Genomic DNA, 24,826 nt, shown 5'->3' on the forward strand with positions numbered 1-24,826 from the left:
ACGCATAGAACAGTTGACCCTGCTCACCCTTGCACCGCCCCATCATCGAAACTCTCCGTCGATGGCCGCTTCACCTCCACGGAATCACGGTTCGCTCGGCTCCTCAAGACAGTTCTGCAACAAAATCAAGGGGCAGAGCGGACAAGGCATGCCTTCGCTGGCTGATCGGCTCGCGGTCGCCTCGGCGGGCAAGCCGCTCGCCGAGCACGGCGAACCGGTGCGGTCCGCGCAGGCCGAGAACGAACCCCGGTGTTTCCCCAATCTGGCCATCGGCGCGAACCAATTAGGCCACAACGATCTACAACTTTAGGTGCGTTCGGGCGGAGCCATGGGGGAAACGTGGCCCCGCCCATCAGGGGTGGCATTCGATGGATAACGTGGAGCGTTCATTCGCCGCCGCGGCGGCGACGGGCTTTGTCGTGCTGGTTTTGGGCCTCATCCTTCTGGCGATGATGTAGGCCGACCTCACCAGGGCAAGTGGAACGAAGGCGCAATCGCGCTTGGTCGGGTGCTTGTCTCAGTGAGGTGTCGCAGCGGCTCATCCCACACGCGGCGATAATGGCATAATGCCACCGATTTGCCCGACGTGTCAAGGTGATTTCGTAAAATCCGCAAGCCCCGTGCCGGCCGCCGCCGGCTACTTTGCATGGGGTTGTTTTCGAGCTTTTGCCGGACGGCCCCGGAAGGCCGGGGCCGCACGCCGATTTTACCAAGCTTCAGCTTGCCTCGGCGATCGTCCGATCGGTCGCATCCGACCGCAGGTTTTGGAAGAACTTTTCCACCTCGCGCGACAGCGTTTCGGCCGTCGCGGTGAGGCTGCTCGCGGCCGTCAGGACCGATGAAGCCGCGGTGTCGGTCTCGCCGATGGCGTCGCGCAGCGAGGTGATGTTGGCAACCAGCGTCTCGTTGCCCTGCGCGGCCGATTGCGCATTGGCGGAGATTTCGCGGGTCGCAGAGTCCTGCTGGCCAATGGCGCCGGCGATGGCCGTGGTGACGTCGTTGATCTCGCGCACCGCGCCGCCGATCTCGCGCACTGCCTCCACCGCGTTGCGGGTCGAGGCCTGGATCATGCCGACATTGTCGCTGATCTCGGCAGTCGCCTTCGCGGTCTGTCCCGCGAGCGCCTTGACCTCATGGGCGACCACGGCAAAGCCGCGCCCGGCGTCGCCCGCGCGGGCCGCCTCGATGGTGGCATTGAGCGCCAGCAGATTGGTCTGCTCGGCGATGGCCTGGATCAGGTTGAGCACGCCGTCGATGCGCTGGGTGGCCGCGGCGAGGCTCTCGATTTCGGTGATGGACTTTTCCGTACGATGGCCGGTCTGCTCGACCGCGGCTGCGGATTGACGGACCTGGCGGCCGATCTCCTCGACGGAAGCCGACAGCTCCTCGGCGGCGCCCGCGACCGCCGTGACGTTGTGCGAGGCCTGCTCGGTGGCGCTTGCCGCCCTGCCTGCTCGGCTGTTGGCATCCGCCGTGACGCGCGTGATGGTCTGCGCGGTCTCGCGCATCACCGAGGCATTGTCTGTGAGGCCGCGCATGATCGCGCCGATAGCCTCGCGGAACTGCTCCACGGAGGCTTCGACATGGCGCGCGCGCTCCTCGCGGGAGGACGATTCCTGCGACACCTGCGAGGCGAGGTTGCGGTTGCGGTCCATCGCGTCCCTGAAGATCTGGATCGCGCGCGCCAGCGCGCCGATCTCGTCGGCGCGCCCCGTATGCGGCACTTCGACGTTCTCGGCGCCGTCGGCGACCTGCTTGATGGTCGCGGTGATCGCGGACAGGGGACGCGCGATCGAGCGCGCGATGATGACGATGCCGACGACGACGAGCGCCAGCGCCAGACCGCCAAGGCAGGTCAGCACCAGGGACAATTGGCGGCTGGTCTCGGTCTGCTGCGAGATCAGCCTGGCTCGCTCGGCATAGACCTTCGACAGCGCCTCGAGATCCTTGTTCAGCGCGGAGCGGACGCTGCGGTTGGCGTCGTTGTCGCCCCATTCGCGCCCCGCGGCCGGGCCGATCTCGTTGGCGCGACGCACCAGTTCTTTTCGGAAATCGACGAACTGCTCGATGCGCTTCTTGAAGGTCGCAAACTGCTCGGCATCGTCGTCTCTGACGATGGTCTCCCAGCGCTTGACGACGTCGAGGATCTGGCCGTTGAACTTGAGCAGGCCGTCGCCGTATTTCTTCACCACCGCCGGCTCGGTCGACATGTAGACGCCGCGGGATTCCATCACGACGGCATAGACCAGCGAATTGACGCGCTCGACGTTCAGCGCCGCCGCGTTCGCCGTTTCGATCGCGGTCGTCAGCTCGGCGCCGCGGCGGCTGTTGTAGTCGGACAGCGCCGCGATCGCCGCGGTGAGCAGCGCAAACAGCGCGAAGATCGAGTAGAGCCTGGTTGCAAGCGTAAAGCGTCCCGCCAGGCCGGCGGCATTCCCAGATCGGTCAGTTTTCATGGTTCTCGGGCCCGAATGGCCTCTGTGTGCGACCGGCGAGCGCGGTCGGGTAAAATTGATGCAAAACTATGCAGAACGAAGATGGACGTGGCGTTAACGGGCCGGCGTTCCAGGCCACTCTTTGGTCGTATGAAAAGCAAACGATATCAGGCGTTTGAGCGCCTAATCGATTCTAACCGCCGCGAGGTCAGGGCGTTGCATGTCACGTCGCCGACATCGGCATGCGTAATGACCGTCAAACGCGCATCTGCTTCAGGCTAGACTGCGCTGGAGTCGGCCGTTGGCCGACCGATCCCGGAGGGGCTCTTGGTCTACCGCCACACCATCGACGCCACGACCTACACATTCCCCGATCTGCGCGACCTGCTCGCCAAGGCGACCCCGCCGCGCTCGGGCGATCGGCTGGCCGGAATCGCCGCCGACAGCGCCGAGCAGATGATCGCGGCCAGGATGGCGCTCGCGGACGTGCCGCTCGCAACGTTCCTGTCGGAAGCCGTCATCCCCTACGAGGCCGACGAGGTCACCCGGCTCGTCATCGACACGCACGACGCCGGCGCTTTTGCTCCGGTTGCCTCCATGACGGTCGGAGCATTCCGCGACTGGCTGCTGTCCGACGCTGCGACGACCGAGGGCCTCAAGCGCCTGGCGCGCGGCATCACGCCCGAGATGGCGGCCGCCGTCTCAAAGCTGATGCGCAACCAGGATCTGATCCTGGCGGCGCGGAAAAGCGAGGTGATTACCGCATTTCGCAACACCATCGGCCTGAAGGGGCGGATGAGCACGCGCCTGCAGCCGAACCATCCCTTCGACGATGCCAAGGGCATCACCGCCTCGATCCTCGACGGCATTTTGCTGGGCTCGGGCGATGCCTGCATCGGCATCAATCCGGCCAGCGATGATCCCACAACGATCGCGCAATTGCTCCGGCTGCTGGACGAGATCGTCGCGCGGCTCAAGATCCCGACCCAGGGCTGCGTGCTCACCCACGTCACGACGACGCTTTCGCTGATCGGGCAGGGCGCGCCGGTCGACCTGATCTTCCAGTCGGTGGCCGGCACGGAAGCGGCCAACCGCAGCTTTGGCATCGACCTGGCCCTGCTGAAGGAGGCGCGGCAGGCCGGGCTGTCGCTCAAGCGCGGCACGGTCGGGCAGAACGTCATGTATTTTGAGACCGGGCAGGGCTCTGCCTTGTCGGCCAACGCTCATCATGGCGTCGATCAGCAAACCTGCGAGGCGCGTGCCTATGCGGTTGCCCGCGCCTTCGATCCGCTGCTCGTCAACAGCGTGGTCGGCTTCATCGGGCCGGAGTATCTCTATGACGGCAAGGAGATCATCCGCGCGGGCCTCGAGGACCATTTTTGCGGCAAGCTGCTCGGCCTGCCGCTCGGGGTCGACATCTGCTACACCAATCACGCCGAGGCGGATCAGGACGACATGGACAATCTGCTGACGCTGCTGGCGGCCGCCGGCGTCACCTTCATCATGGGGGTGCCGGGCGCCGACGACGTCATGTTGAACTACCAGTCGACCTCCTTCCATGACGCGCTCTATGTCCGCGACGTCTTCGGTGTGGCCCGCGCGCCGGAATTCGACGACTGGCTGGCATCGACCGGCATTGCCGGCGCCGATTTCCGGCTCGCTGCTGACGCGGGGCTGCTGCCCGATTTTGCCTCCCGCCTCATCGCAGAGGCATGAGTGCGACAAATCCAGCCTGGAATTCACCGAAACTTCGGTTTTCGCCCTGAACCGCCGAAACCATTGGCGCGTCTGATGAATTAAGCCCATGCCACAATATTGAGGAATTTCGGGCCCAGCGTTACGCTGTGTGTCTGACCTGCGGGGTTGCAGGGCGTCGATGAGGATGTTCGATGCGAGCTGAGAACAACGGAACGATCCGTCATATCCTGTGTGTCTTCCCACGCTACACATCGTCCTTCGGCACATTCGAGCACGCCTATCCGCTGACCGCCGGCGTCAAGGCCTTCATGCCCCCGCAGGGGCTCCTGCTGATCGCGGCCTATCTGCCGCCGGACTGGCAGGTGAGATTCGTCGACGAGAACCTGCGCCGCGCTACCAGGGAGGAGTTCGAGTGGGCGGACGCCGTCTTCGTCAGCGGCATGCACATCCAGCGCCAGCAGATGAACGACATCTGCAATCGCGCGCATGACTTCGATCTTCCGGTCGCCCTCGGCGGTCCGTCGGTCAGCGCCTGTCCCGACTACTATCCGTCGTTCGACTATCTCCATGTCGGTGAGCTCGGGGATGCCACCGACGAACTGATCGCGCGTCTTGCGCGTGATACCTCGCGCCCCGAGCAGCAGGTCGTGCTGACGGCGAAGGATCGCGTCCCGATGACGGAGTTTCCGATCCCGGCCTATGAGCTCGCAGATGTGAAGAGGTATTTTCTCGGCAGCATCCAGTATTCCAGCGGCTGTCCCTATCAGTGTGAGTTCTGCGACATCCCCGGTCTCTACGGCCGCAACCCGCGCATCAAGTCACCGGAACAGATCATCGCGGAGCTCGACCGCCTGCGCGAATGCGGCATGACGGACACGGTCTATTTCGTCGACGACAATTTCATCGGCAACCGCAAGGCGGCGATGGATCTTCTGCCGCATCTGATCGAATGGCAGAAGAAGACCGGCTACGTGATGCGGCTTGCCTGCGAGGCGACGCTCAACATCGCAAAGCGCCCGGAAATTTTGGAGAAGATGCGTGAAGCCTACTTCATCACCATCTTCTGCGGCATCGAGACGCCGGATCATGACGCGCTGAAGGCGATGCAGAAGGACCACAACATGATGGTCCCGATCCTGGAAGGCGTCCGTACCATCAACTCCTACGGCATGGAGGTGGTGTCCGGCATCATCATGGGGCTCGACACCGACAAGCCGAACACCTCGGATGCGCTGCTCGCCTTCGTCGAGGAATCCCGGATTCCGCTGCTCACGATCAATCTGCTCCAGGCGCTGCCGAAGACACCGCTGTGGGACCGGCTCGAGCGCGAGGGCCGGCTGGTCAACGACGATGGCCGCGATTCCAACGTCGACTTCCTGCTTCCTTACGACGAGGTCGTCGCGTCCTGGAAGCATTGCATGGAGGTCGCCTACGAGCCCGAGAAGGTCTATGCGCGCTACCAGCATCAGTGCGACTACACCTATGCCAATCGCCTGAAGGTGCCGGTGCCCGACGAGATGAAGACCTGGCCCAACATCAAGCGCGGCCTGACCATGCTGCGCAACATCTTCTGGAAGGTCGGAGTGCTCGGCGATTACAAGCGCGTGTTCTGGAAGTTCGCGCTCGGGCGTATCCGGCGCGGCGACATGGAGGGCCTGATCGGCTGCACCATGATCGCGCATCATCTGATCACGTTCGCCCGCGCGGCATCCAGCGGCAAGCAAAACGCGTCGAATTACTCGATCAGGCTGCGCGAAGCGTCCATGCCCGCCGAATGATGCGACATGTCTAGCCCGGTCGCACTGGGACGTTCGAACCTCGACTTGCGGGCGCTGACGCCGGCGCGCGTGGCGCTGGGGCGAAGCGGCGCCAGCCTACCCACCAAGCCGTTGCTCGATTTCACGCTGGCGCATGCGCGCGCCCGGGATGCCGTGCATGCGACGTTCGACGCGCAGGCGCTGGTGGCCGAACTCAGCGCCACGGGCCTTGCGGCAATTGCCGTGAGGAGCAGAGCCTCGGACCGCGGGGACTATCTGCGGCGTCCGGACCTCGGGCGGCAGCTTGATGCCGCGTCAGCCGAACATCTCGCGGCGGTTGCGACAACACCGGGCCGGCTCGCGATCGTGATCGGCGACGGTCTCTCTCCGACAGCCGTGCATGCCCACGCAGTCGCGGTGTTGACGGGCCTTGTGCCCCGTCTCGCCGCCGACGATGCCGTCGCAATCGGCCATGTCGTTGTCGCATCAGGCGCGCGGGTGGCGCTTGGCGACGAAATCGGCGCCATTCTCGGCGCTGACATGGTGGTGATGCTGATCGGCGAGCGGCCGGGCCTGTCGGCGCCGGACAGTCTCGGGGCCTATCTGACATTTGCCCCGAAGCCGGGTCGGACCGATGCCGAGCGCAACTGCATCTCGAACATCCACCAGGCCGGGCTCGGCCATGACGAGGCCGCCTCAAAAATCGCCTGGCTGGTCCGCGAGGGACTGGCGCGACAGGTCACGGGCGTGGCGCTCAAGGACGAGAGCGCCGACCGCGTCCCGCGCCGAATCGGGGCAGTTTCATCCGAATGACACCGTGAGGGCCCACCGAGGCCGAATTCGACACATCTTTGTCAATTTGGCCCCCTCCCGCGCGCTTGCTTGTCCGGGTGCGGACCTGCTAAACCCCGTGCGGCGATTTCCCGCGTATTTTCAAGGCCAAGCCCCCCATCTGTATGGCGTTTTCAAGCCCGGTCGCGGGGCGCATCAAGCTCACCAACTGAGCCGATTTAGGAACTGGACAAGGCATGCTCGAAAAGCACAGCGAGAGTGAGGTTCATGTCGAGAAGGTCGAGCAGGGACCGGCGTCCTCCATCGCCTTCGGACTGGAGCGCCTCGGGCTGATCGCCGTCCAGGCGCCGGTGATCGCTTGCCTGGTGCTGGTCGCGCTGATCGTCGGCGCTGTTTTCGGCATCGAGCGCATCAAGATCGACGACTCGCTGTCGCAGCTGTTCCGTTCCAACACCAAGGAATTCCGTCAGTACGAAGAGGTGACCAAGAAGTTCCCGGCGGAGGAATTCGACGTCCTCGTCGTGGTCGAAGGCAAGACCTTGCTGGCGCGGAACAACCTCGAGAAGCTGCGCGACTTCGTCACCGACATGCAGCTCGTCGAGGGAACGCGCGGGCTGGTCTCGCTGTTCTCCGCGCGCCAGGCGCCGGCGCCGGGCAAGCTGCCGGCCGCGCTGTTCCCGGCCGAGCTGCCGCAGGGAGCCGACTACGACAAGTTCATCGAGGTCGTGAAAAGCAACGAGATCATCCGCGGCAAGCTCTTGTCCGAGGACGGCACGCTGGCGCTGATCGTGCTGTCGCTGGACCCGGCGGTGGTCGCCTCCAGCAAGCTCGGCGTCACCGTCGGCGAAATTCGCAAGCTGATGAAGGAGGATCTCGGCGACACCGGGCTCAGCGTGCAGCTCTCCGGCGTGCCGGTGATGCAGCTCGAAATCCGCAACGCGGTCGAGCGTGACGGCCTGACCTACAACATTCTCGGCATTCTCGCCGGCTGCGTCATCGCCATCATCTTCTTCCGAAAAATCTCCTTCATGGTGGTGGCGGCGTTCCCGCCGATGATTGCGATCCTGCTCGCGCTCGGCGCGCTCGGCTGGGCCAACTTCAATCTCAACATGTTCCTGAACGTGATGACGCCGCTCATCATGGTCATCAGCTTCTCGGACTCGATGCAGCTCACCTTTGCGGCGCGCGACCGGCTGATCGCAGGACAGGACAAATACACCGCATTCAAGAACGCGGTGCTGGTGGTCGGTCCTGCCTGCGTGCTCACGCACGGCACCGCCGGCATTTCCTTCATCGCGCTGCAATTCTCCGATTCCGACCTGATCCGGAAGTTCGGCGAGGCGGGCCTTGCCGCGACCATCATCGCGCTGATCGCCGTGCTGTCGCTGGTGCCGGTGTTCGGCGTCTTGTTCGTGCGCAACGAAAAGATCTTTGCGGTCAAGTTCCAGAGCGCGGATGCCGGCGTCCAGGCGCTGCGCAATTTCTGCTACTGGATTGCGGTGCGGATGGTGGGCCGTCCCGGCCTGTTCAGCCTGATCGCGCTGCTGTTCGTCGGCGGTCTCGGCGTGATCTACGCCAATCTCGAGCCGCGCTACCGGCTCGCCGACCAGGTGCCGGACAAGCGCCAGGCGGTCGCCGCCAGCAACCGGCTCGACGCCAAGCTGACGGGCGCCAACCCGGTCAACGTGCTGATCGTGTTCCCCCAGGGTGAGAACCTCTATTCGCCGGAGACGCTGCAAACGATCGCGGACGTGCACTCAACCGTCGAGAAGGCGGCCGGCGTCGGCAATGTCTGGTCGATCGAGACCCTGCGCCGCTGGCTCGCGGAAAAGGCGGGCAGCTCGGACGTTGCGACGCTCAAGGAATATGTGAACGTTATCCCTGAGCATCTGGTGCGTCGTTTCATCGATGCCGAGCAGGATGCCGTCGTGGTCGCCGGCCGCGTCCCGGACATCGATTCCAGCCAGCTCCTGCCGGTCGTCGACAAGCTCGATACTGAGCTCGACGCCATCCGCAAGAAGCACCCCGGCTACGAGGTCGCGGTGACCGGCCTTGCCGCCATTGCCGCGCGCAACTCGGCGAACATGATCGAGAAGCTGAACCGCGGCCTCACGGTCGAGTTCGCCCTGGTCGCGATCTTCATTGGCCTCGCCTTCCGCTCCTGGGTCGTGATGTTCGCCTGCATCCTGCCTGGCATCTTCCCGGTGGTGCTCGCGGGCACCGTGCTGTGGGCGCTCGGGGAGGGCCTGCAATTTGCGAGCGTCGTGGCGCTGACCGTCTCGTTCGGCCTCGGCCTGAGCGCGACCATCCACTTCCTCAACCGCTTGCGGCTGGAGGGCAAGCCCGGCGTCTCGTCGGCGCTCGCGGTGGAGCGTGCGACCGTGCTGGTCGGACCTGCGCTGATCCTGACCACGGTGGTGCTGGCCTGCGGCCTGGTCGTGACCGTGTTCTCGGACCTGCCGTCACTGCGGCTGTTCGGCTGGTTGGGCGCCTTCTCGATGGTGGCGGCGCTGGTCGCCGATCTCTTCATCCTGCGGCCGACGGCGATGTGGCTGATCAATCTGCATGAGAAGATCCACGGGGCCGGAAAGCCCGCGATCTGAGCAGCTTCATCCACTGGACATGGAATCGGCGCAGTCTGAATGACTGCGCCTGAGCGCCGGCCGGAGACGAGCCATGCGGGCAGCACGGCACGACGGCTCCATCGTGTAGTTTTCGGCGGGGTTCAGCCTAAAGCGCGATGGCTTTAGGTTGAATCGTCATCGCGCTTTAGCTCATTGTTTGAGCATGATCTCCGCGCAAACGCGTTCCGCGTTTGTCGCGAGGGAAAACCGCTGCACACTTTTCCGGATCATGCTCTAGGCCTCGATGCGGACGATCCCGTACGGATTGAACTTGAAGTCGTCCTCGGCGTAGTCCTGTTGCCGGGACAGCGTGAGCTTGCGATCACGCAGCGCAGCGTCAATGCCGTGCTCGGCCATGGCGTTGGCAATCTCCTCCATGAGCATCACCGCGGACCATTCGTTGCCGCGCGATTTCGCGACATAGACCTCTGGCAAGCCGACGAGGTGATAACCGACGGTCTCGTAATAGCTGTTACCGCCGAGCGGGCGTTTGGCGAAAGCAAGACGACACGCCTTGGCGACGGCGAGGGTTATGCCAAGGCCCTGACTGGTCTTTGCGCCCTTGCGTGCCTGATCGCCGAGACTGCGCCATCGCTCCAGGCCGTGGGCAACGCCGGCGCTTTCGCCCTTCACGGCAGTGGCGCCGGTCTCGATCATCTCCTCGACGATGCGCAGGGCCGCCGCCGAATAAGCCACCGCTTTCTGCTGCTCCAGCGGCGGGCTCAGCACGTAGAGCACCGCTTTGTGGTTGACCACGGCCGCTTCGTCCGCGGCAGACCAGGCTTTCGGGAAGACGCGGTCCCAGCAGACGCCGAACGATCGCTCCATGTGCGGATCGGGCTTGGCCTGCGAATAGGTGCGGTCGATCTCGAAGTTGAAATCCGCGATCGTCTTGGCCACCGCCTTCGGCGGATGCAGCAGGCTTTCGTCCTTGCCGAGGAAGCAGAGCACATGACGCGGTTTTACCGATGAAGGCTGCATGCTCCTTCCCTGCTGGTCATTGGCGAAGGCGCGACCGGCTACGAAGAGGCCGGCGGCCTTGAGCAGATGTCTGCGAATTGGGTCCATGTCCGCAACAATGTCAGCAAAAAGCCCCCGGCTCGCGAGAACCGGGGGCCGTATTCCCAGCGACGCGTGAAAGGCGTCAGCCCTTCGTCATCGTGATGTTGACGCCGCGAATTTCGCCCTTGGAGCTGATCTGCACCGTCTGCTTGGTGCCGTTGGTGCGCAGCGTCAGGCTGGCGGCAAATCCGTTGGCCTCGACGAACACGTCGATCTGGCCGCCGCCGGCGGTACCCTGCAAATTGCCGAAGATGTTGCGGCTCGCCTCGCTCCAGTTGCCGGAGATCCGATCGCCCTGGCTCGTGACGTCGCTGCTGAGGTCGAATTTGTAGCTGTCGCTGGCGCAATGCAGCGCCTGTTTCAGGCCGAGACCGCTGGCGGCGACCTTGTAGTCCGCCTTGCAGCGGATGCGCTCGGTGGTGCCGTCGGACAGCGACACCGTGCCGGTGCCCGTCCAGGCGCCGTCAAAGCCGGCAAACGGTCCGGACGACTGAGCCTGGCTCGCCGAGACCGAAAGGAGCAGCGCTGCGCCAATGCCGGCCGCCGTGATTGCCTGTCGTCCAAAGAATGTCATGTCGAATATATCCCGTTTTCAGTAGTGACGTCCTTTCAAAACAAGAACGTCTCGCCGCATCGAAGGTTTAGTGTTCCCCATGCAGGGGCAGGTTCAAAGTTTGACGGCCCCAAGTCTCGTGATCGCGACGTCTCGTGATCGCGACGTCTCGTGATCGCGACGTCTCGTGATCGCGACCCGTCGCAGCCATTTTTGCCCGCTTTGCGCGCGTTTCCGCCGCGCCTTACGTCGTCCATGTAGGGAGTGGCGATGCATGTCTGCAACAGGTCGAAGGTAAAACAAGAGGCTCAAAAATAATCCCGTAGTATCAAACTGTTACATCTGTCAATGAGAGGGGCGGGAAGCATGATTTGCGGGTGAGGTGCCAATTTGGCCGCATTTGCCAGTGCTTCTGCTCTCTCCGCTGCTGCGCTTTCCGTGGCAAGGCCATCAGAACAATCTATTCCGGTCGTCCGCCCTGTGCTGTCCGGGATTGGAACGATTCTGCCGTCAGAATGAAGGAACACTATGCGTAAATTTCTCCTCGCTCTCACCCTGGTGTCGGTATCGCTTTCGACGGCGGCTGTCGCCCAGCAGCGCGGCACCCCTGAAGAGCAGAAGGCCTGCACCCGTGACGTGCAGAAGTTCTGCCGTCCCGTCATCGATCAGGGCGATTTCACCATTCTGGCCTGCTTGAAGGAGAACCGCTCGAAGATCTCCGAGGCCTGCAATCAGGTCCTGAAGGCCAACGGTCAATAGGGCTCGCCGGGCCCCCAAAAAGGGTTCAATAGCGACCCGTTGCGCCGCCCCTGCGGGTCCAAATCCCGCACAGGTCCCGCAGGGCAGGGTATCGAGAGACAGGATTGGTTTTACGGTCGTATTCCCCTATATGGGGGCCGCGACGGTTCCGGCCGGCGTGAACCCGCGCAAAGCCCGAAAAAGCCTTGTCCAGCCAGACGATTGTTAACCAATCCTCGATGACCTCTGCGAACGAATTGAGATCCGGAAAGGGTGACCGCGACGAGAATTTTCCCGTCGCGTCCTGGATCATTCATCCGCGTCATCGCGCCCTCATTCTGGCGTTCTACAATTTCGTCCGCACGGCCGACGACATCGCTGACCACGCCACGCTGAAGCCCGACGAGAAGCTCGCTTATCTCGACCTGTTCGAGCGCGAGCTCCTCGGCAATGGCGACACGCAGGCCGAGGCGGTGATCCTGCGCCGGGCGCTGGCCGAGCGCGGCATGCCGCCGCGCCATGCGCTCGACGTGCTCGTCGCATTCCGGATGGACGTGACCAAGCTGCGCTACGAGACCTGGGACGAGGTCATCCATTATTGCCGCTACTCGGCGATGCCGGTCGGCCGCTTCATGCTCGACGTCCATGGCGAGAGCACCTCGACCTGGACGGCGTCCGACGCGCTCTGCGCGGGTTTGCAGATCAACAATCACCTGCAGGATTGCGGCAAGGATTTCCGCGCGCTCAACCGTGTCTACCTTCCGCGCGATGCGCTGGCCGCGAGCGGCGCGTCGGTCGAGCAGCTCGGGCTCGACCAGTCGCCGCCCGCCATGCTGCAATGCCTCCAGGCGCTCGCGGCGCGCAACGAACTGCTGCTCAACGAAAGCAGGTCGCTGTGCGCCGAGGTCAGGGATTTCCGTCTCGGCGTCGACATCTCGGTGATCCAGGCCTACGCCGACCGCATCGTGCGTTTGTTGAAGGTGCGCGATCCCCTGCGCGAACGCGTGCATCTCAACAAGCTCGAGCTCATCACCTTCAGCCTCGCCGGGATCCTCGGCGAAATCGGCCGCCGCGCGATCGGGCGCCGGCCTGTCTCCAATCCGGGGCCCGCGCATGACGCTTGAGGCGACCTCGCCCAGCGCCAATTACGGCACGACCGCATCCGGCAGCTCGTTCTACGCCGCGATGCGGATCCTGCCGCGCGACCAGCGCGAGGCCATGTTCCAGATCTACAGCTTCTGCCGCCAGGTCGACGACATCGCCGATTCCGACGGTCCGCGCGACGTGCGGCTGGCCGCGCTTCAGCAATGGCGTGACGACATCGATGCGCTTTATCAGGGGCATCCGCCGGCGCGGCTCAAGGACTACGTCGCCTCCGTGAAGACGTTCGGGCTGAAGCGCGAGGATTTCCTCGCCATCGTCGACGGCATGGAGATGGACGTGCCGCAGGACATCCGCGCACCCGACATGGCAACGCTCGATCTCTACTGCGATCGCGTCGCAAGCGCAGTGGGGCGCCTGTCGGTGCGGGTGTTCGGCCTGCCGGAAGACGACGGCATTCAGCTCGCCCATCATCTCGGCCGCGCGCTCCAGCTCACCAACATCCTGCGCGACATCGACGAGGACGCGACGCTCGGCCGGCTCTATTTGCCGCGCGAGGCGCTGCTGCACGCCGGCATCACCTCGAACGATCCGAATCGCGTGATCGCGGAGCGCGCGCTGCCGAAGGTGTGCGTGCCGCTCGCACAGCGCGCCAAAGTGCATTTTGAGAAGTCGGACGAGATCATGAACCGCAACAAGCGCCGCGCCGTGCGCGCGCCGCGGATCATGTCGAAATACTACCACGCGATTCTGGACCTTCTGATCGCGCGTGGCTTCGCGGCGCCGCGCCAGCCGGTGCGTGTGTCGAAGGTCACACGCATCGCCATCCTTCTCCGTTACGCTTTCCTCTGATGCAAAAGACAGTTCACATCATCGGCGCCGGAATTTCCGGCCTCTCCGCCGCTGTGCGGCTCGCCAATGGCGGCTGGAAGGTCGCCGTGCACGAGGCGACCCAGCAGGCCGGCGGCCGCTGCCGCTCCTATTTCGACGGCGCAACCAATCTCACCATCGACAACGGCAATCATCTGCTGTTGTCGGGCAATCGCCATGCGATCGCCTATGCCCGCTCGATCGGCACTGAAGCCGGGCTGGTCGGGCCGCAGCGCGCGCAGTTTCCCTTTGTCGACCTTGCCACCGGGCAGCGCTGGCAGCTCGATCTCGGCGATAGCCGGCTGCCGAGCTGGGTGCTCGACGAGAGCCGGCGCGTCCCCGACACCGGCCTGATGGATTATCTCAAGCTGGCGCCGCTGATCTGGGCCTCGCCCGACACGCTCGTCGGCAAGTCGATCCCGTGCGAGGGCACGCTCTACCAGCGGCTCGTGCAGCCGCTCCTCCTTGCAGCCCTCAATGTCGATCCGCCCGAGGGCTCGGCGGGGCTTGCGGGTGCCATCGTGCGCGAGACGCTGCTTGCGGGAGGGCAGGCGTGCCGCCCGCTGATTGCGCGCGACGGCTTGAGCGCCGTGCTGATCGAGCCCGCGGTGAAATTCCTTGAGGAGCGGGGCCATTCGGTTCAGCTCGGCCATGAGCTGCGCGAGTTCGCGACGTCCGATGGTCGCGTCAGCACGCTGAGCTTCGGCGGCGAGGACGTGATCCAGCTCGGACCTGATGATGCTGTCGTGATGGCGGTGCCGCCGCGCGCTGCATCAACGCTGCTGCCGGGCGTGAAGACGCCGACCAAGTTCCGCGCGATCGTGAATGCGCATTTCCGTTTTGATCCGCCGCCGGGCTCGGCTCCGATCCTGGGCGTGGTCGGCGGGCTCGTGGAATGGCTGTTCGCCTTCCCGAACCGCCTGTCCGTCACGATCAGCAATGGCGACCGTCTCGTCGACATGCCGCGCGAGGAGCTCGCGCAGGCGATCTGGCGCGACGTCTGCAAGGCCGGCGGCGTTTCCGGCGAACTGCCGGCCTGGCAGATCGTGCGCGAGCGCCGAGCCACTTTTGCCGCAACGCCCGAGCAGAATGGCATGCGTCCCGGACCGGTCACGGCGCACAAGAACCTGTTCCTTGCCGGCGACTGGACTGATACGGGATTGCCTGCAACCATTGAGGGATCGGTCCGGTCCGGCGATCGCGCCGCGGATCTGGTCTTGGGCAAGGTTTCGGGCCCGCGATAGAGAGCGGGCCAATCGTCCCGGCACGGAGCGCCGGTTTTCAATTCGGAAAGAGATCAGAGAGAACGAACGAGATGCATTCGGTCAGCAAGAGCGCGAGCAACCGCGAAGTCTTGGAATCGAGCATTGCGTCGGCAACGCAAGGGTTGCTCGGCTTCCAGCAGCCTGACGGCCATTGGGTGTTCGAGCTCGAGGCCGACTGCACGATTCCTGCCGAATACATCCTGCTGCGGCACCATCTCGCCGAGCCGGTCGATGCCGCACTCGAAGCCAAGATCGGCAACTATCTGCGCCGCGTGCAGGGCGCCCATGGCGGCTGGCCGCTGGTGCATGACGGCGCCTTCGACATGAGCGCGAGCGTGAAGGCCTATTTCGCGCTCAAGATGATCGGCGACTCCGTCGACGCACCGCACATGGTGCGGGCGCGCGACGCGATCCGCTCCCGCGGCGGCGCGATCAACAGCAACGTCTTCACGCGCTTCACGCTCGCGATGTACGGCGTCGTGACCTGGCGAGCCGTGCCGGTGCTGCCGATCGAGATCATGCTGCTGCCGTTCTGGTCGCCGTTCCATCTCAACAAGATTTCCTACTGGGCGCGCACCACCATCGTGCCGCTGATGGTGCTGGCGGCGCTGAAGCCGCTCGCGCGCAATCCGAAGGGCGTCGGCATCGACGAACTGTTCCTGCAGGACCCGCGTTCGATCGGCATGACCGCCAAGGCGCCGCATCAGAGCATGGGCTGGTTCGTGCTGTTCCGCGCGCTCGACAAGATCCTGCGCGCCGTCGAGCCGTTGTTTCCGAAAAGCCTGCGCAAGCGCGCGATCGACGCAGCGCTCGCCTTCACCGAGGAGCGGCTGAACGGCGAGGACGGCATGGGCGCGATCTATCCGCCGATGGCCAACATCGTCATGATGTACGACGCGCTCGGCAAGGACGAGAATTTCCCGCCGCGCGCGATCACGCGCCGGGGCATCGACAAGCTGCTCGTGATCAAGGACGACGAAGCCTATTGCCAGCCCTGCGTCTCGCCGGTGTGGGATACGACGCTGACTGCCCATGCGCTGCTCGAAGCCGGCGGCCCGGAGGCCGTGGCGGCCACCAAGCAGGGCCTCGACTGGCTGATCCCGAAGCAGGTGCTGGACGTCAAGGGCGACTGGGCGGTGAAGCGGCCCGAGACGCGCCCGGGCGGCTGGGCCTTCCAGTACAACAACGCCCATTATCCCGATCTCGACGACACCGCCGTGGTTGTCATGTCGATGGACCGCATGCGCCGGGAGCACGGTGCGGCGGGTTACGATGTTGCGATCGACCGCGGCCGCGAGTGGATCGAGGGTATGCAGAGCGATGATGGCGGCTGGGCTGCCTTCGACGTGAACAACCTCGAATATTATTTGAACAACATCCCGTTCTCGGACCACGGCGCGCTGCTCGACCCGCCGACCGAGGACGTCACCGCGCGCTGCGTCTCGATGCTGGCCCAGCTCGGCCAGACCCAGGCCAACAACAAGGCCGTGGCGGCCGGGATCGCCTATCTGCGCAAGACCCAGCACCCGGAGGGGTCCTGGTATGGCCGCTGGGGCATGAATTTCGTCTACGGCACCTGGTCGGTGCTGTGCTCGCTGAACATGGCGGGGGTCGACCACAAGGATCCGATGATTCGGAAGGCGGCGGACTGGCTGGTCTCGATCCAGAACAAGGACGGCGGTTGGGGCGAGGACGCCGTCAGCTACCGGCTGGATTACAAGGGCTGGGAGGCCGCGCCCTCGACCGCCTCGCAAACGGCATGGGCTTTGCTTGCCCTGATGGCGGCGGGCGAGGTGGATCACCCCTGCGTCGCCCGTGGGGTGGAGTACCTGATTGCAACACAGAACCAAAAAGGGCTGTGGGACGAGCAGCGCTATACCGCTACAGGCTTCCCCCGCGTGTTTTATCTACGCTATCATGGTTACCCGAAGTTCTTTCCGCTGTGGGCGCTGGCGCGGTATCGGAACTTAAGGAACACCAACAGCAGGGTGGTAGGGGTCGGAATGTGACTTTGGGGACGGGGGACTATTTTACCGCAGGTAGTGCGATCGACCTGCGGCCGGTACTTATTGTGACTGGCCTGGTTCAGGAAGCCCGCATCGCGGCCGGGCCCGGAATGGCCGTCATCTGCTCGTCCAGCAGCCCGACGCAATTGCGCTCGCTCCTGACCGTGGTGGACCCCGAGACCATCCGGGGCGTGATTTCGTTTGGCGTGGCCGGCGGGCTCGATCCCAGCCTGCGCTCGGGCGACGTCGTGGTCGCCACCGAAGTTCTGGCAGGCGATGCCCGCTGGGCCGCCGGCCTCGCGCTCGGCGACGATCTCATCGACAAGCTCACCTCCGGCCGCCGCCGCGTCGTCCGCGGCAGCCTTGCGGGCGCCGAGGAAGTGGTCACGGGCCGCTCCTGCAAGGCGGCGCTCCACTCGGAGACCGGGGCTGCGGCCGTCGACATGGAAAGCCACATCGCGGCGGCCTACGCGGCAGAGGCGGGGCTGCCCTTTGCCGCGATCCGCGTCATCAGCGACCCCGCCCATCGCGCGCTGCCGGCGCTGGCCCGCGCCGCGATCAAGCCGAACGGCAAGATCGACGTCGCAACCGTCCTGCGCGGCGTCGCGCGCAATCCGGCCACGCTGCGCGCCCTGGTCTCGACCGGCATCGATTTCAACCGCGCGCTGCGCAGCTTGCGCGGCTGCCGCGACTATCTCGTCGGCGACGAAGGCCTCATCCCCGAGACGGCCTGAGCGCCCACGACGACGGTTTGACAGTCAACAGCCAAAGCCCGGCCGCGTCGCGGTCGGGCTTTGTCATTTGTCGCCTTGGGCTGTGCCTTGTCGCCGTACGCAATTCGAAACGATGGGAAACAGATTGATTCAAAGCTGGTTGTGGCGGCGTGGCTACAGTCATTTGCTGCCGGAATAGCTATCAGGCGGAATAGCTATCAGGAACCAATCTATTCAATGGCTGGGGACCCGAAATGAAGAAGTTTGCTGTCGCTCTTTCCGCGCTCGTGATCGGCACGGCGAGCGCTTCGGCGGCCGATCTGGCTGCACGGCCCTACACCAAGGCGCCGCCTCCCGTGGTGGCCGCCTACGACTGGAGCGGCTTCTATATCGGTGCCCATGTTGGCTGGGCTGAGACCGACCCGCGCTTCGATTTCAATGGCATCGGCCACTACAACCTGGCGGCGGGTGACAGCTTCCGCCTCAACGCCGATGGCTTCATGATCGGCGGCCACCTTGGCTACAACTGGACGATCAACAACTTCCTGCTCGGCATCGAGGGCTCCGCGTCCTACACCGACATCAGCGCGGACGCAGTCAGCCCGTTCTTCCCGGCATCTGATACGTTCCACGCCCGCATGCGCTGGATGGCAACCGTCACGCCGCGGCTCGGTGTGACCAGCGGTGCCTGGCTGTTCTACGTCAAGGGCGGCGCCGCGTTCGCTGATCTGAACACGAGGATTCAGGACACGGTCGACTACACTGACCGCAGCGAGACCCGGGTCGGCTGGACTGCGGGCGGCGGTATCGAGTGGATGGCCTCGCGCAACTGGATTCTGGGCATCGAAGGCAATTACTACGACTTCGGCGCGTGCTGCGGCGGCAATCGGGAAAGCCTGTTCCTGGCGACCAACGCTCCGCGCGGCGTGTTCAGCGATCACAGCACCCGGTTCGATACCTGGTCGGTGCTGGGCCGCGTAAGCTACAAGTTCGGTTCTCCGGTGGTTGCGAAGTACTAAGCCTCCGACCATCCGTTTTGTGAAGCCCCGGCCTCGGCCGGGGCTTTTGCGCGTCCTGCATCGGAAGGACGGGAATTATGATCGGCTGCAGCGCCAGCGTTGCAGGCAAGCAAAACCCCGCCTCGCTCGCGCGGGGCGGGGTGAGCGGGACGTCTTGCTCTTAAGCGCTCGAAGCCTCCTGCTGGGCAGCCACGGCCTCGTCGCGGCGGATGTCCGATAGTTACGAATGACTACGCGGACATTGAACGCCGCCCCGATGATCGCGTAGGGGCCTACGCGCGCGATCCATCCGATTACTGATGCCGGACCCTTCCGTGCTCAACGCTACTATCCAGAGCACACATCGGGCATACGAAAGTCTGCCGTCTGATGGCGCGCCAGCAAAGTCACCGTAACACAGCCGCAATGTTCGTCGCGAAAGTCTATCAATCTAACCCGGTGATTGCGTCTATTCGGAAGCCATATGCGCGTTTTGATTGTCGAGGATGACGCAGAGCTCTGCGGTTGGCTGCAGGCGACCCTATCGAAGGCAATCGGCACGGTCGATACCGTGTCATCCGTCGATGCCGCGCGCGCAGCACTGGCCGTCGCAAAATTCGAGCTAGTCGTCCTTGATCGCAGGCTGCCGGATGGTGACGGAGTCCAGCTCCTCCGTGAACTGAGGGCCCTTCGGCCGCGTCCGGGGACAGTTGTCCTGACGGCGTGGGACGATCCAAATGAGATCGCCGACGCCTTGAACAACGGAGCGGACGACTATGTCGGCAAGCCCTTCGAGCCAGCGGAACTCATCGCCCGGGCGCGCGCTGTCGTGCGACGCTGCTCCCTCGACCAAGGCGTATCCGTCGAAGTCGGCAATCTCCGATTCGACGTCAAAGATCGTTGCGCCTACTGTAATGACGTTCCATTCATGGTACCGCGGCGGGAGCTCGCGATACTGGAACTCCTGATTCGTCGGATCGGTCGGGTTGTACTGCGCGAGACGCTCAATGCCGCGGTGTACAGCTTCGACGACGAGATCGAGTCCAATGCCTTTGACTCCCATGTGAGCCGTCTCCGACGTCGCCTCCGCGAGGCTGGTTGCAGCGTAACGATCCGGTCAATTCGCGGCGTCGGTTACTTGTTGAGCTCCGATGCGAGTGAATAAGTCGATCGCATTTCGCGCCGCAGTCCTGATCGGCCTGATGTCATTCGTCTTCCTGCTATGCATGGGCATCGGGATCATCCTGATCGGCCACTTTCAGGAAAAGGGCGGCGACGTCGCAGCAGAAGTCGTCGACGCCCTGAAAGACGCGGTGACCCGCGACGATCAGGGACGGCTTGTAGTCACGCCGACGCCTGCGCTGCAAACCCTGCTGAGAGAGCATCCCTCGATCTGGTACATTGTCTCTGATGGGGTGCAGTCCACGGCCGGCGGAGAAAGGCAGGTTTCCGAGGTGCGGCGGGATCCAGCTCAGATTTCACGGACCAATTACGCGGCGTTCGAGCTGAAGCTCGGCACCAGCCAGTCTCACGCGTTTGTAGCGAGCCGTGAGACACGGGCCGGGCCGGTTTCGATCGAGCTCGGCGGCTTGCCAATCGAGCGTTTCCCCGCGCTGTTCGAGGCGTTGGTGGCGAGTGTGCTGCTGTCCGTGCCTCTTCTCGTCATCCTCGCGATCGCCGGGGTGGCAGCATTGGTGATCGTCCCGAGACTCATTGCACGCCCCGTCCGCCTCGCTGCTGCAGCAGCCGAAGTCATCGATGGCGTGCCTGGCGGCCGGCGCCTTCCAGAGGCCGCGGCACCCACAGAGCTGCGGCCGCTTGTGGTTGCGTTCAATAGGGCGCTCGAACGGATCGACCGGGCATCCGTGGCCCAGCGAAACTTCTTCGCCAATGCTGCGCATGAGCTACGCACACCACTGACGAAGCTCCGGGCGCATCTCGAAGCGATTTCCGATGAGCCAGCGCGCTCGCAGTTGGTCGGTGACGTGCAGCAAATCTCCGAGACAGTGAAGATGCTCCTGCACCTGGCACGCCTGACCGGCGAGCCTGTCGGGTTCGAGCAGATCAATCTCGTCTCCCTCGCGCGGACCGTCGTTGCTGACGCGGTCCCGGCCGCGCTCGCCGAGGGGGTCGAAATCGAGCTAATCGCCCCCGATCATCAAGTCGGAACCCGTGGCTCGCCAACAGCCATCACGACCGCGATCGCCAATCTCCTGCGCAACGCCGTGCGTCATGGCGCATCGTCTGAACCGATCACCGTCGAAATCCTGGAGCCGGCCCGCATCCGGGTCATTGATCACGGGTCCGGGATCGAACAGGGCAAGCGCGAGCAGGTATTTCAGCCTTTCGCGCGCGGCACGACGGATCGCGAAGGCGTCGGCCTCGGTCTGACGATTGTGGCGCAGGTGATGGCACTACATGAAGGGTCCGTCGGCGTCGAGGAGACGCCCAGCGGCGGGTCAACTTTCGAGCTCAAGTTCAAGGCGTTGCGATAGCCTTGTGATGGCAGAGTTCTCGATGCCGCAACGATCTGGCGAGAGAGATTTCGTTAACAGACTGCCGATCGCTCGCGTCAATGTTCATTTATTCAATCCATTGCCCCGTAATGTCCGGGTAATTCCAAACCGCGACATCCTTGGCGACACGTTCGTCGTTGGTGCGTTCGGCTCGACACTGGAGCGAGATTAGCAAATCGCCCGTCAGACCTTTCGCGGAACGCCCGCGGAGAGGGCGGGCCAACGTCATCGACAGAGCGTGGCGGCCTCTCGCCGAGAGGCCGAATCCCACAGTGGAATGGAGATCTGTTGATGATGTTTTCTTATCGCTTGGCACTCATTCTCGCGGTCGGCGCTCTGGCAGTTGCCCAGGCGTCCGCGGCGGATTTGCCGCGGCGCACTTCTGCGCCGGTGCCTTACGTCACGCCGCCCGCCTTCACCTGGACCGGCGCATATGTCGGTGTGCACGCCAGCTATGCTCGGCAGCAGTTCGGCAAATCGTTCGAGGACCGCGACAGCATTGCTGCTGGGCTCCAGCTCGGCGGGAACTACCAGATGGGCTCGATTGTGCTCGGCGCCGAACTCGAGGGCAGCCATCTCGGTGGCCAACGCGCCAAGGACTCGACACTGACGAAGACATCGGTGGATCAGAAATGGCTATTTGCCGCCAAGGGGCGGGTTGGCGCTGCATTCGATCGCACGCTTGTCTATGGTACGGCCGGCCTTGCGATGATGGAGATTGATGCAAAGGATCCCGTCGGCTTGACCGGTGGCGACAAGTGGAAGGTCGGTTATTTGGTCGGTGCAGGCGTAGAGCATGCCTTCACCAACAATCTGTCACTCAAAGTCGAATACAACTATGTAGCGGCTGCGCAGGACTACAAGGTTGGTGGCAACAAGGCTGAAGCGACTGATCACATCGTCAAGGCCGGTCTCAACTATCGCTTCTGAGATCAGATCGCTTGGCCATGGCAGGAAACCAGCGGGAATCCGGTGAACTGGTGCTGCCAGTCCTGCCATGGTCGACCTCGATACGCGCCAGAGGGCCGATGGCGCTTACTCGTGCAGGACGCTCGGACGCGGAGTGCTTCGACCACGGCAGCGATTTTTTTAAGGGAGAGCGAACCGGAGGGAGCGCAGCCCGCGCAATGCCTCCGCTCTCTCCTGGCGTTTGAGCTGAACAAACGAAAAGGCCCGATCGCCGAGCGATCGGGCCTTTTGTTGTCATCGACGCCGTTGCCGCTTACGCCGCCGTCGAAGCCTTCTGCTGGGCAGCCTCCGCCTCGTCGCGGCGGATGTCGGAGAGCTTCTTCTCGACCTGCTCCGAGAAGATGTACTGCGCCGGGCGCTGCTTAGTGAGGTCGATCTCCGGTGCCATCGGGCCCGAAGTCTTGATGCCGCGCAGCGACACCCAGGCTGCCTTCAGCGGGTTGGTCAGCGCGGCGGTCGCGGCCGTCGGCTCGTAGCCGCAATGGGCCATACAGTCGGCGCACTTCTCGTACTTGCCGGTGCCGTAGGAATCCCAGTCGGTGGTCTCCATCAGCTCCTTGAAGGTTTTTGCATAGCCTTCACCGAGCAGATAGCAGGGCTTCTGCCAGCCAAAAATGTTGCGGGCGGGCATGCCCCAGGGCGTGCACTCGTATTCCTGGTTGCCGGCGAGGAAGTCCAGGAACAGACCGGAATGCATGAAATTCCACTTCTTGCCCTTGCCGAGCGCAAAGACGTCGCGGAACAGCTTCTTGGTCTTGGTGCGGTTGAGGAAGTGCTCCTGGTCCGGCGCACGCTCATAGGCGTAGCCCGGCGACATCGAGACGCCGACACCGAGCTCGACGGTGAGGTCGAGGAATTTTGCGATCTCTTCGGCCGGGTGGCCGTCGAAGATCGTTGCGTTGACGTTGACGGTGAAGCCGCGCGCCTTCGCGGCCTTGATCGCTGAGACGGCGCGGTCGAACACGCCCTTCTGCGACACGGCCTTGTCGTGGTGGTCCTTCAATCCGTCGAGATGCACCGAGAAGAACAGGTAAGGCGAGGGCTCGAACAGGTCGAGCTTCTTCTCGAGCAGCAGCGCGTTGGTGCAGAGCGAGACGAACTTCTTGCGTTCGACGAGGCCGCGCACGATCTCGCCGATCTCCTTGTGGATCAGCGGTTCGCCGCCGGGGATGGCGACCATCGGCGCGCCGCACTCGTCGGCGGCGTCCCAGCACTCCTGCGCCGTCATGCGGCGGTTGAGGATCGCATCCGGATAGTCGATCTTGCCGCAGCCGACGCAGGCGAGATTGCAGCGAAACAGCGGCTCCAGCATCAACACGAGCGGATAGCGTTTGCGGCCAAGCAGTTTCTGCTTGAGCAAATAGCCGCCGATACGCATTTCCTTGAAGAAGGGTATAGCCATTACACGTTTCTTTCTGGGATTAGGAATTCAGGAAGGTCAGCTTGCGGCGAGTTCTGCCGGAAGCCGGAATTCGATGTTCTCCTCGCGGCCCGGGAGCACCGAGACCGTGACCGGTCCGATCCGTCTCAGGGCCTCAATCACGTCATCCACGAGAACTTCAGGCGCCGAGGCGCCGGCCGTGATGCCGACGGTCTTGACGCCTTTCAACCACTCCGGATTGAGCTTGCTGCCATCGGCGATCAGATAGCTCGCGACGCCGGCCTCAGTGCCGATTTCGCGGAGCCGGTTCGAGTTCGAACTATTGGCGGCGCCCACCACCAAGATCAGATCGACCAGCTTGCTCAAATCCCTTACCGCAGATTGGCGGTTCTGTGTCGCATAGCAGATATCCCGGATGTCCGGGCCTTGAATATCTGTAAAACGGGCCTTCAGGGCCGCAATAATGTCCTTGGTGTCGTCCACCGACAGCGTGGTCTGGGTGATGTAGGCCACCGGGGCGTCCTCCGGCAGCGTTAACGCTTTGACGTCCTCGACGTTCTGCACGAGCAGCACGGGACCCGGAACCTGGCCCATGGTGCCCTCGACCTCGGGGTGGCCGGCATGCCCGATCAGAATCAGGATGCGGCCCTTGGACATGTAGCGCTTCCCCTGATTGTGAACTTTCGTGACCAGGGGGCAGGTGGCATTCAGCACCGGCAGGTTGCGCGCGGCGGCCTCTTCCTCGACGCTGCGCGCCACGCCATGGGCGCTGAACACGGTCACGGCCATCGGCGGCACCTCGGAGAGGTCCTCGACGAAGATCGCGCCCTTGTTCTTCAGGCTCTCGACGACGTATTTGTTGTGCACGATCTCATGGCGCACATAGACCGGCGGGCCGTACTTCTCCAGCGCCCGTTCCACGATCTCGATCGCACGCACCACGCCGGCACAAAAGCCGCGCGGCTGCGCTAGATAAACTTCCATTGGACGCCCATCACGCAAGTTGCACCAAATTCGTTCAGTTGTCCCCGGAGGCACCCCGGTACTTACCAATGAGTTGCAATATCCGCACCATTGGTTTCCCGCGGGCGGTTCCGCCACAGTCCCCTTGGACCCAAGCGCACGGAGATACCGGGCTTTGTGTCAAAAAATCGGTCCTGAGGAAAGCCTGAAGGCGGTTTTGGTTCCCGACCGGGCAGGTCTTGCGGTACTATAGTACGTAAAGCCCGGACGGCCCAGTGCCTCACCGGTTCGTCACTTTACGGCCTCAAGTGGGGGGCTATACCGGCCCGACGCGTGGTTTTGCCATGTTCTTCCTCAATTTCCTCGAACCTTCACCGGGCTAGAA

General features: G+C 63.7%; 20 protein-coding genes. 15 read left to right on the forward strand and 5 right to left on the reverse strand.

Annotated features, from left to right (window positions below; translation table 11 throughout):
- Nucleotides 1-310: hypothetical protein (locus JQ632_RS33140; protein ID WP_212406861.1), on the forward strand; the 310-nt coding region annotated here is incomplete at its 5' end.
- A gap of 406 nt (nucleotides 311-716) precedes the next feature.
- Here JQ632_RS33140 and JQ632_RS33145 read toward each other — a convergent pair.
- The gene (locus JQ632_RS33145; protein WP_212406862.1) at nucleotides 717-2,456 is read right to left on the reverse strand and encodes a methyl-accepting chemotaxis protein; all 1,740 of its coding nucleotides are present in this window, start codon (nucleotides 2,454-2,456) and stop codon (nucleotides 717-719) included.
- A 306-nt stretch (nucleotides 2,457-2,762) separates the two neighbouring features.
- Between JQ632_RS33145 and JQ632_RS33150 the strand changes: the two genes are divergently transcribed.
- From JQ632_RS33150 to JQ632_RS33165, 4 genes are all read left to right on the forward strand, one after another.
- A complete protein-coding gene (locus JQ632_RS33150) occupies nucleotides 2,763-4,151 on the forward strand; it encodes an ethanolamine ammonia-lyase subunit EutB (RefSeq protein ID WP_212406863.1) in 1,389 nt (462 codons plus the stop codon).
- A 173-nt stretch (nucleotides 4,152-4,324) separates the two neighbouring features.
- Nucleotides 4,325-5,911, forward strand: a complete 1,587-nt coding sequence (locus JQ632_RS33155; RefSeq protein WP_212406864.1) for a B12-binding domain-containing radical SAM protein — start codon at nucleotides 4,325-4,327, stop codon at nucleotides 5,909-5,911.
- A 6-nt stretch (nucleotides 5,912-5,917) separates the two neighbouring features.
- Nucleotides 5,918-6,703 (forward strand): ethanolamine ammonia-lyase subunit EutC, encoded by a 786-nt coding sequence (eutC, locus tag JQ632_RS33160; RefSeq protein ID WP_212406865.1) that lies wholly within the window; start codon nucleotides 5,918-5,920, stop codon nucleotides 6,701-6,703.
- A gap of 215 nt (nucleotides 6,704-6,918) precedes the next feature.
- Nucleotides 6,919-9,285, forward strand: a complete 2,367-nt coding sequence (locus JQ632_RS33165; RefSeq protein ID WP_212406866.1) for an RND family transporter — start codon at nucleotides 6,919-6,921, stop codon at nucleotides 9,283-9,285.
- Between the two features lie 255 nt (nucleotides 9,286-9,540).
- Here JQ632_RS33165 and JQ632_RS33170 read toward each other — a convergent pair whose 3' ends face one another.
- A complete protein-coding gene (locus tag JQ632_RS33170) occupies nucleotides 9,541-10,374 on the reverse strand; it encodes a hypothetical protein (protein WP_212406867.1) in 834 nt (277 codons plus the stop codon).
- A gap of 76 nt (nucleotides 10,375-10,450) precedes the next feature.
- On the reverse strand, nucleotides 10,451-10,942 hold the full coding sequence (locus JQ632_RS33175; RefSeq protein ID WP_212406868.1) for a hypothetical protein: 492 nt from the start codon (nucleotides 10,940-10,942) through the stop codon (nucleotides 10,451-10,453).
- 507 nt (nucleotides 10,943-11,449) lie between these two features.
- On the opposite strand from JQ632_RS33175, the gene JQ632_RS33180 reads away from it, so the two are divergent.
- The 10 genes from JQ632_RS33180 to JQ632_RS33225 all read left to right on the forward strand — a co-directional run bounded on the left by JQ632_RS33180 (nucleotide 11,450) and on the right by JQ632_RS33225 (nucleotide 22,058).
- The gene (locus JQ632_RS33180) at nucleotides 11,450-11,680 is read left to right on the forward strand and encodes a hypothetical protein (protein WP_212406869.1); all 231 of its coding nucleotides are present in this window, start codon (nucleotides 11,450-11,452) and stop codon (nucleotides 11,678-11,680) included.
- 218 nt (nucleotides 11,681-11,898) lie between these two features.
- Nucleotides 11,899-12,783, forward strand: coding sequence for a squalene synthase HpnC (gene hpnC, locus JQ632_RS33185; RefSeq protein WP_212406870.1), 885 nt, complete (start codon nucleotides 11,899-11,901; stop codon nucleotides 12,781-12,783).
- Nucleotides 12,773-13,612, forward strand: coding sequence for a presqualene diphosphate synthase HpnD (gene hpnD / locus JQ632_RS33190; RefSeq protein ID WP_212406871.1), 840 nt, complete (start codon nucleotides 12,773-12,775; stop codon nucleotides 13,610-13,612). Before hpnC ends, hpnD begins: the two co-directional genes overlap by 11 nt.
- Nucleotides 13,612-14,874, forward strand: a complete 1,263-nt coding sequence (gene hpnE / locus JQ632_RS33195; RefSeq protein ID WP_212406872.1) for a hydroxysqualene dehydroxylase HpnE — start codon at nucleotides 13,612-13,614, stop codon at nucleotides 14,872-14,874. Before hpnD ends, hpnE begins: the two co-directional genes overlap by 1 nt.
- Before the next feature lie 71 nt (nucleotides 14,875-14,945).
- Entirely contained in the window at nucleotides 14,946-16,904 is a 1,959-nt protein-coding gene (shc, locus tag JQ632_RS33200) for a squalene--hopene cyclase (protein ID WP_212406873.1), read from the forward strand.
- The gene (locus tag JQ632_RS33205) at nucleotides 16,901-17,635 is read left to right on the forward strand and encodes a phosphorylase (RefSeq protein ID WP_212406874.1); all 735 of its coding nucleotides are present in this window, start codon (nucleotides 16,901-16,903) and stop codon (nucleotides 17,633-17,635) included. The genes shc and JQ632_RS33205 overlap by 4 nt, the downstream gene beginning before the upstream one ends.
- A 233-nt stretch (nucleotides 17,636-17,868) precedes the next feature.
- Nucleotides 17,869-18,633 carry an outer membrane protein gene (locus tag JQ632_RS33210; RefSeq protein WP_212406875.1) on the forward strand — a complete coding sequence of 255 codons (765 nt, stop codon included), beginning with the start codon at nucleotides 17,869-17,871 and terminating at the stop codon, nucleotides 18,631-18,633.
- A gap of 463 nt (nucleotides 18,634-19,096) precedes the next feature.
- Nucleotides 19,097-19,777, forward strand: a complete 681-nt coding sequence (locus JQ632_RS33215) for a response regulator transcription factor (protein WP_212406876.1) — start codon at nucleotides 19,097-19,099, stop codon at nucleotides 19,775-19,777.
- Nucleotides 19,770-21,107 carry a HAMP domain-containing sensor histidine kinase gene (locus JQ632_RS33220; protein WP_212406877.1) on the forward strand — a complete coding sequence of 446 codons (1,338 nt, stop codon included), beginning with the start codon at nucleotides 19,770-19,772 and terminating at the stop codon, nucleotides 21,105-21,107. Before JQ632_RS33215 ends, JQ632_RS33220 begins: the two co-directional genes overlap by 8 nt.
- Before the next feature lie 312 nt (nucleotides 21,108-21,419).
- On the forward strand, nucleotides 21,420-22,058 hold the full coding sequence (locus JQ632_RS33225) for an outer membrane protein (RefSeq protein WP_212406878.1): 639 nt from the start codon (nucleotides 21,420-21,422) through the stop codon (nucleotides 22,056-22,058).
- 292 nt (nucleotides 22,059-22,350) lie between these two features.
- Here JQ632_RS33225 and hpnH read toward each other — a convergent pair whose 3' ends face one another.
- Nucleotides 22,351-23,499, reverse strand: coding sequence for an adenosyl-hopene transferase HpnH (gene hpnH / locus JQ632_RS33230; RefSeq protein ID WP_212406879.1), 1,149 nt, complete (start codon nucleotides 23,497-23,499; stop codon nucleotides 22,351-22,353).
- A 36-nt stretch (nucleotides 23,500-23,535) separates the two neighbouring features.
- Nucleotides 23,536-24,462 carry a 4-hydroxy-3-methylbut-2-enyl diphosphate reductase gene (gene ispH / locus JQ632_RS33235; protein ID WP_212406880.1) on the reverse strand — a complete coding sequence of 309 codons (927 nt, stop codon included), beginning with the start codon at nucleotides 24,460-24,462 and terminating at the stop codon, nucleotides 23,536-23,538.
- Nucleotides 24,463-24,826 lie beyond the last annotated feature (364 nt).

Source organism: Bradyrhizobium liaoningense, assembly GCF_018130955.1.
Lineage (GTDB): Bacteria > Pseudomonadota > Alphaproteobacteria > Rhizobiales > Xanthobacteraceae > Bradyrhizobium > Bradyrhizobium liaoningense_C.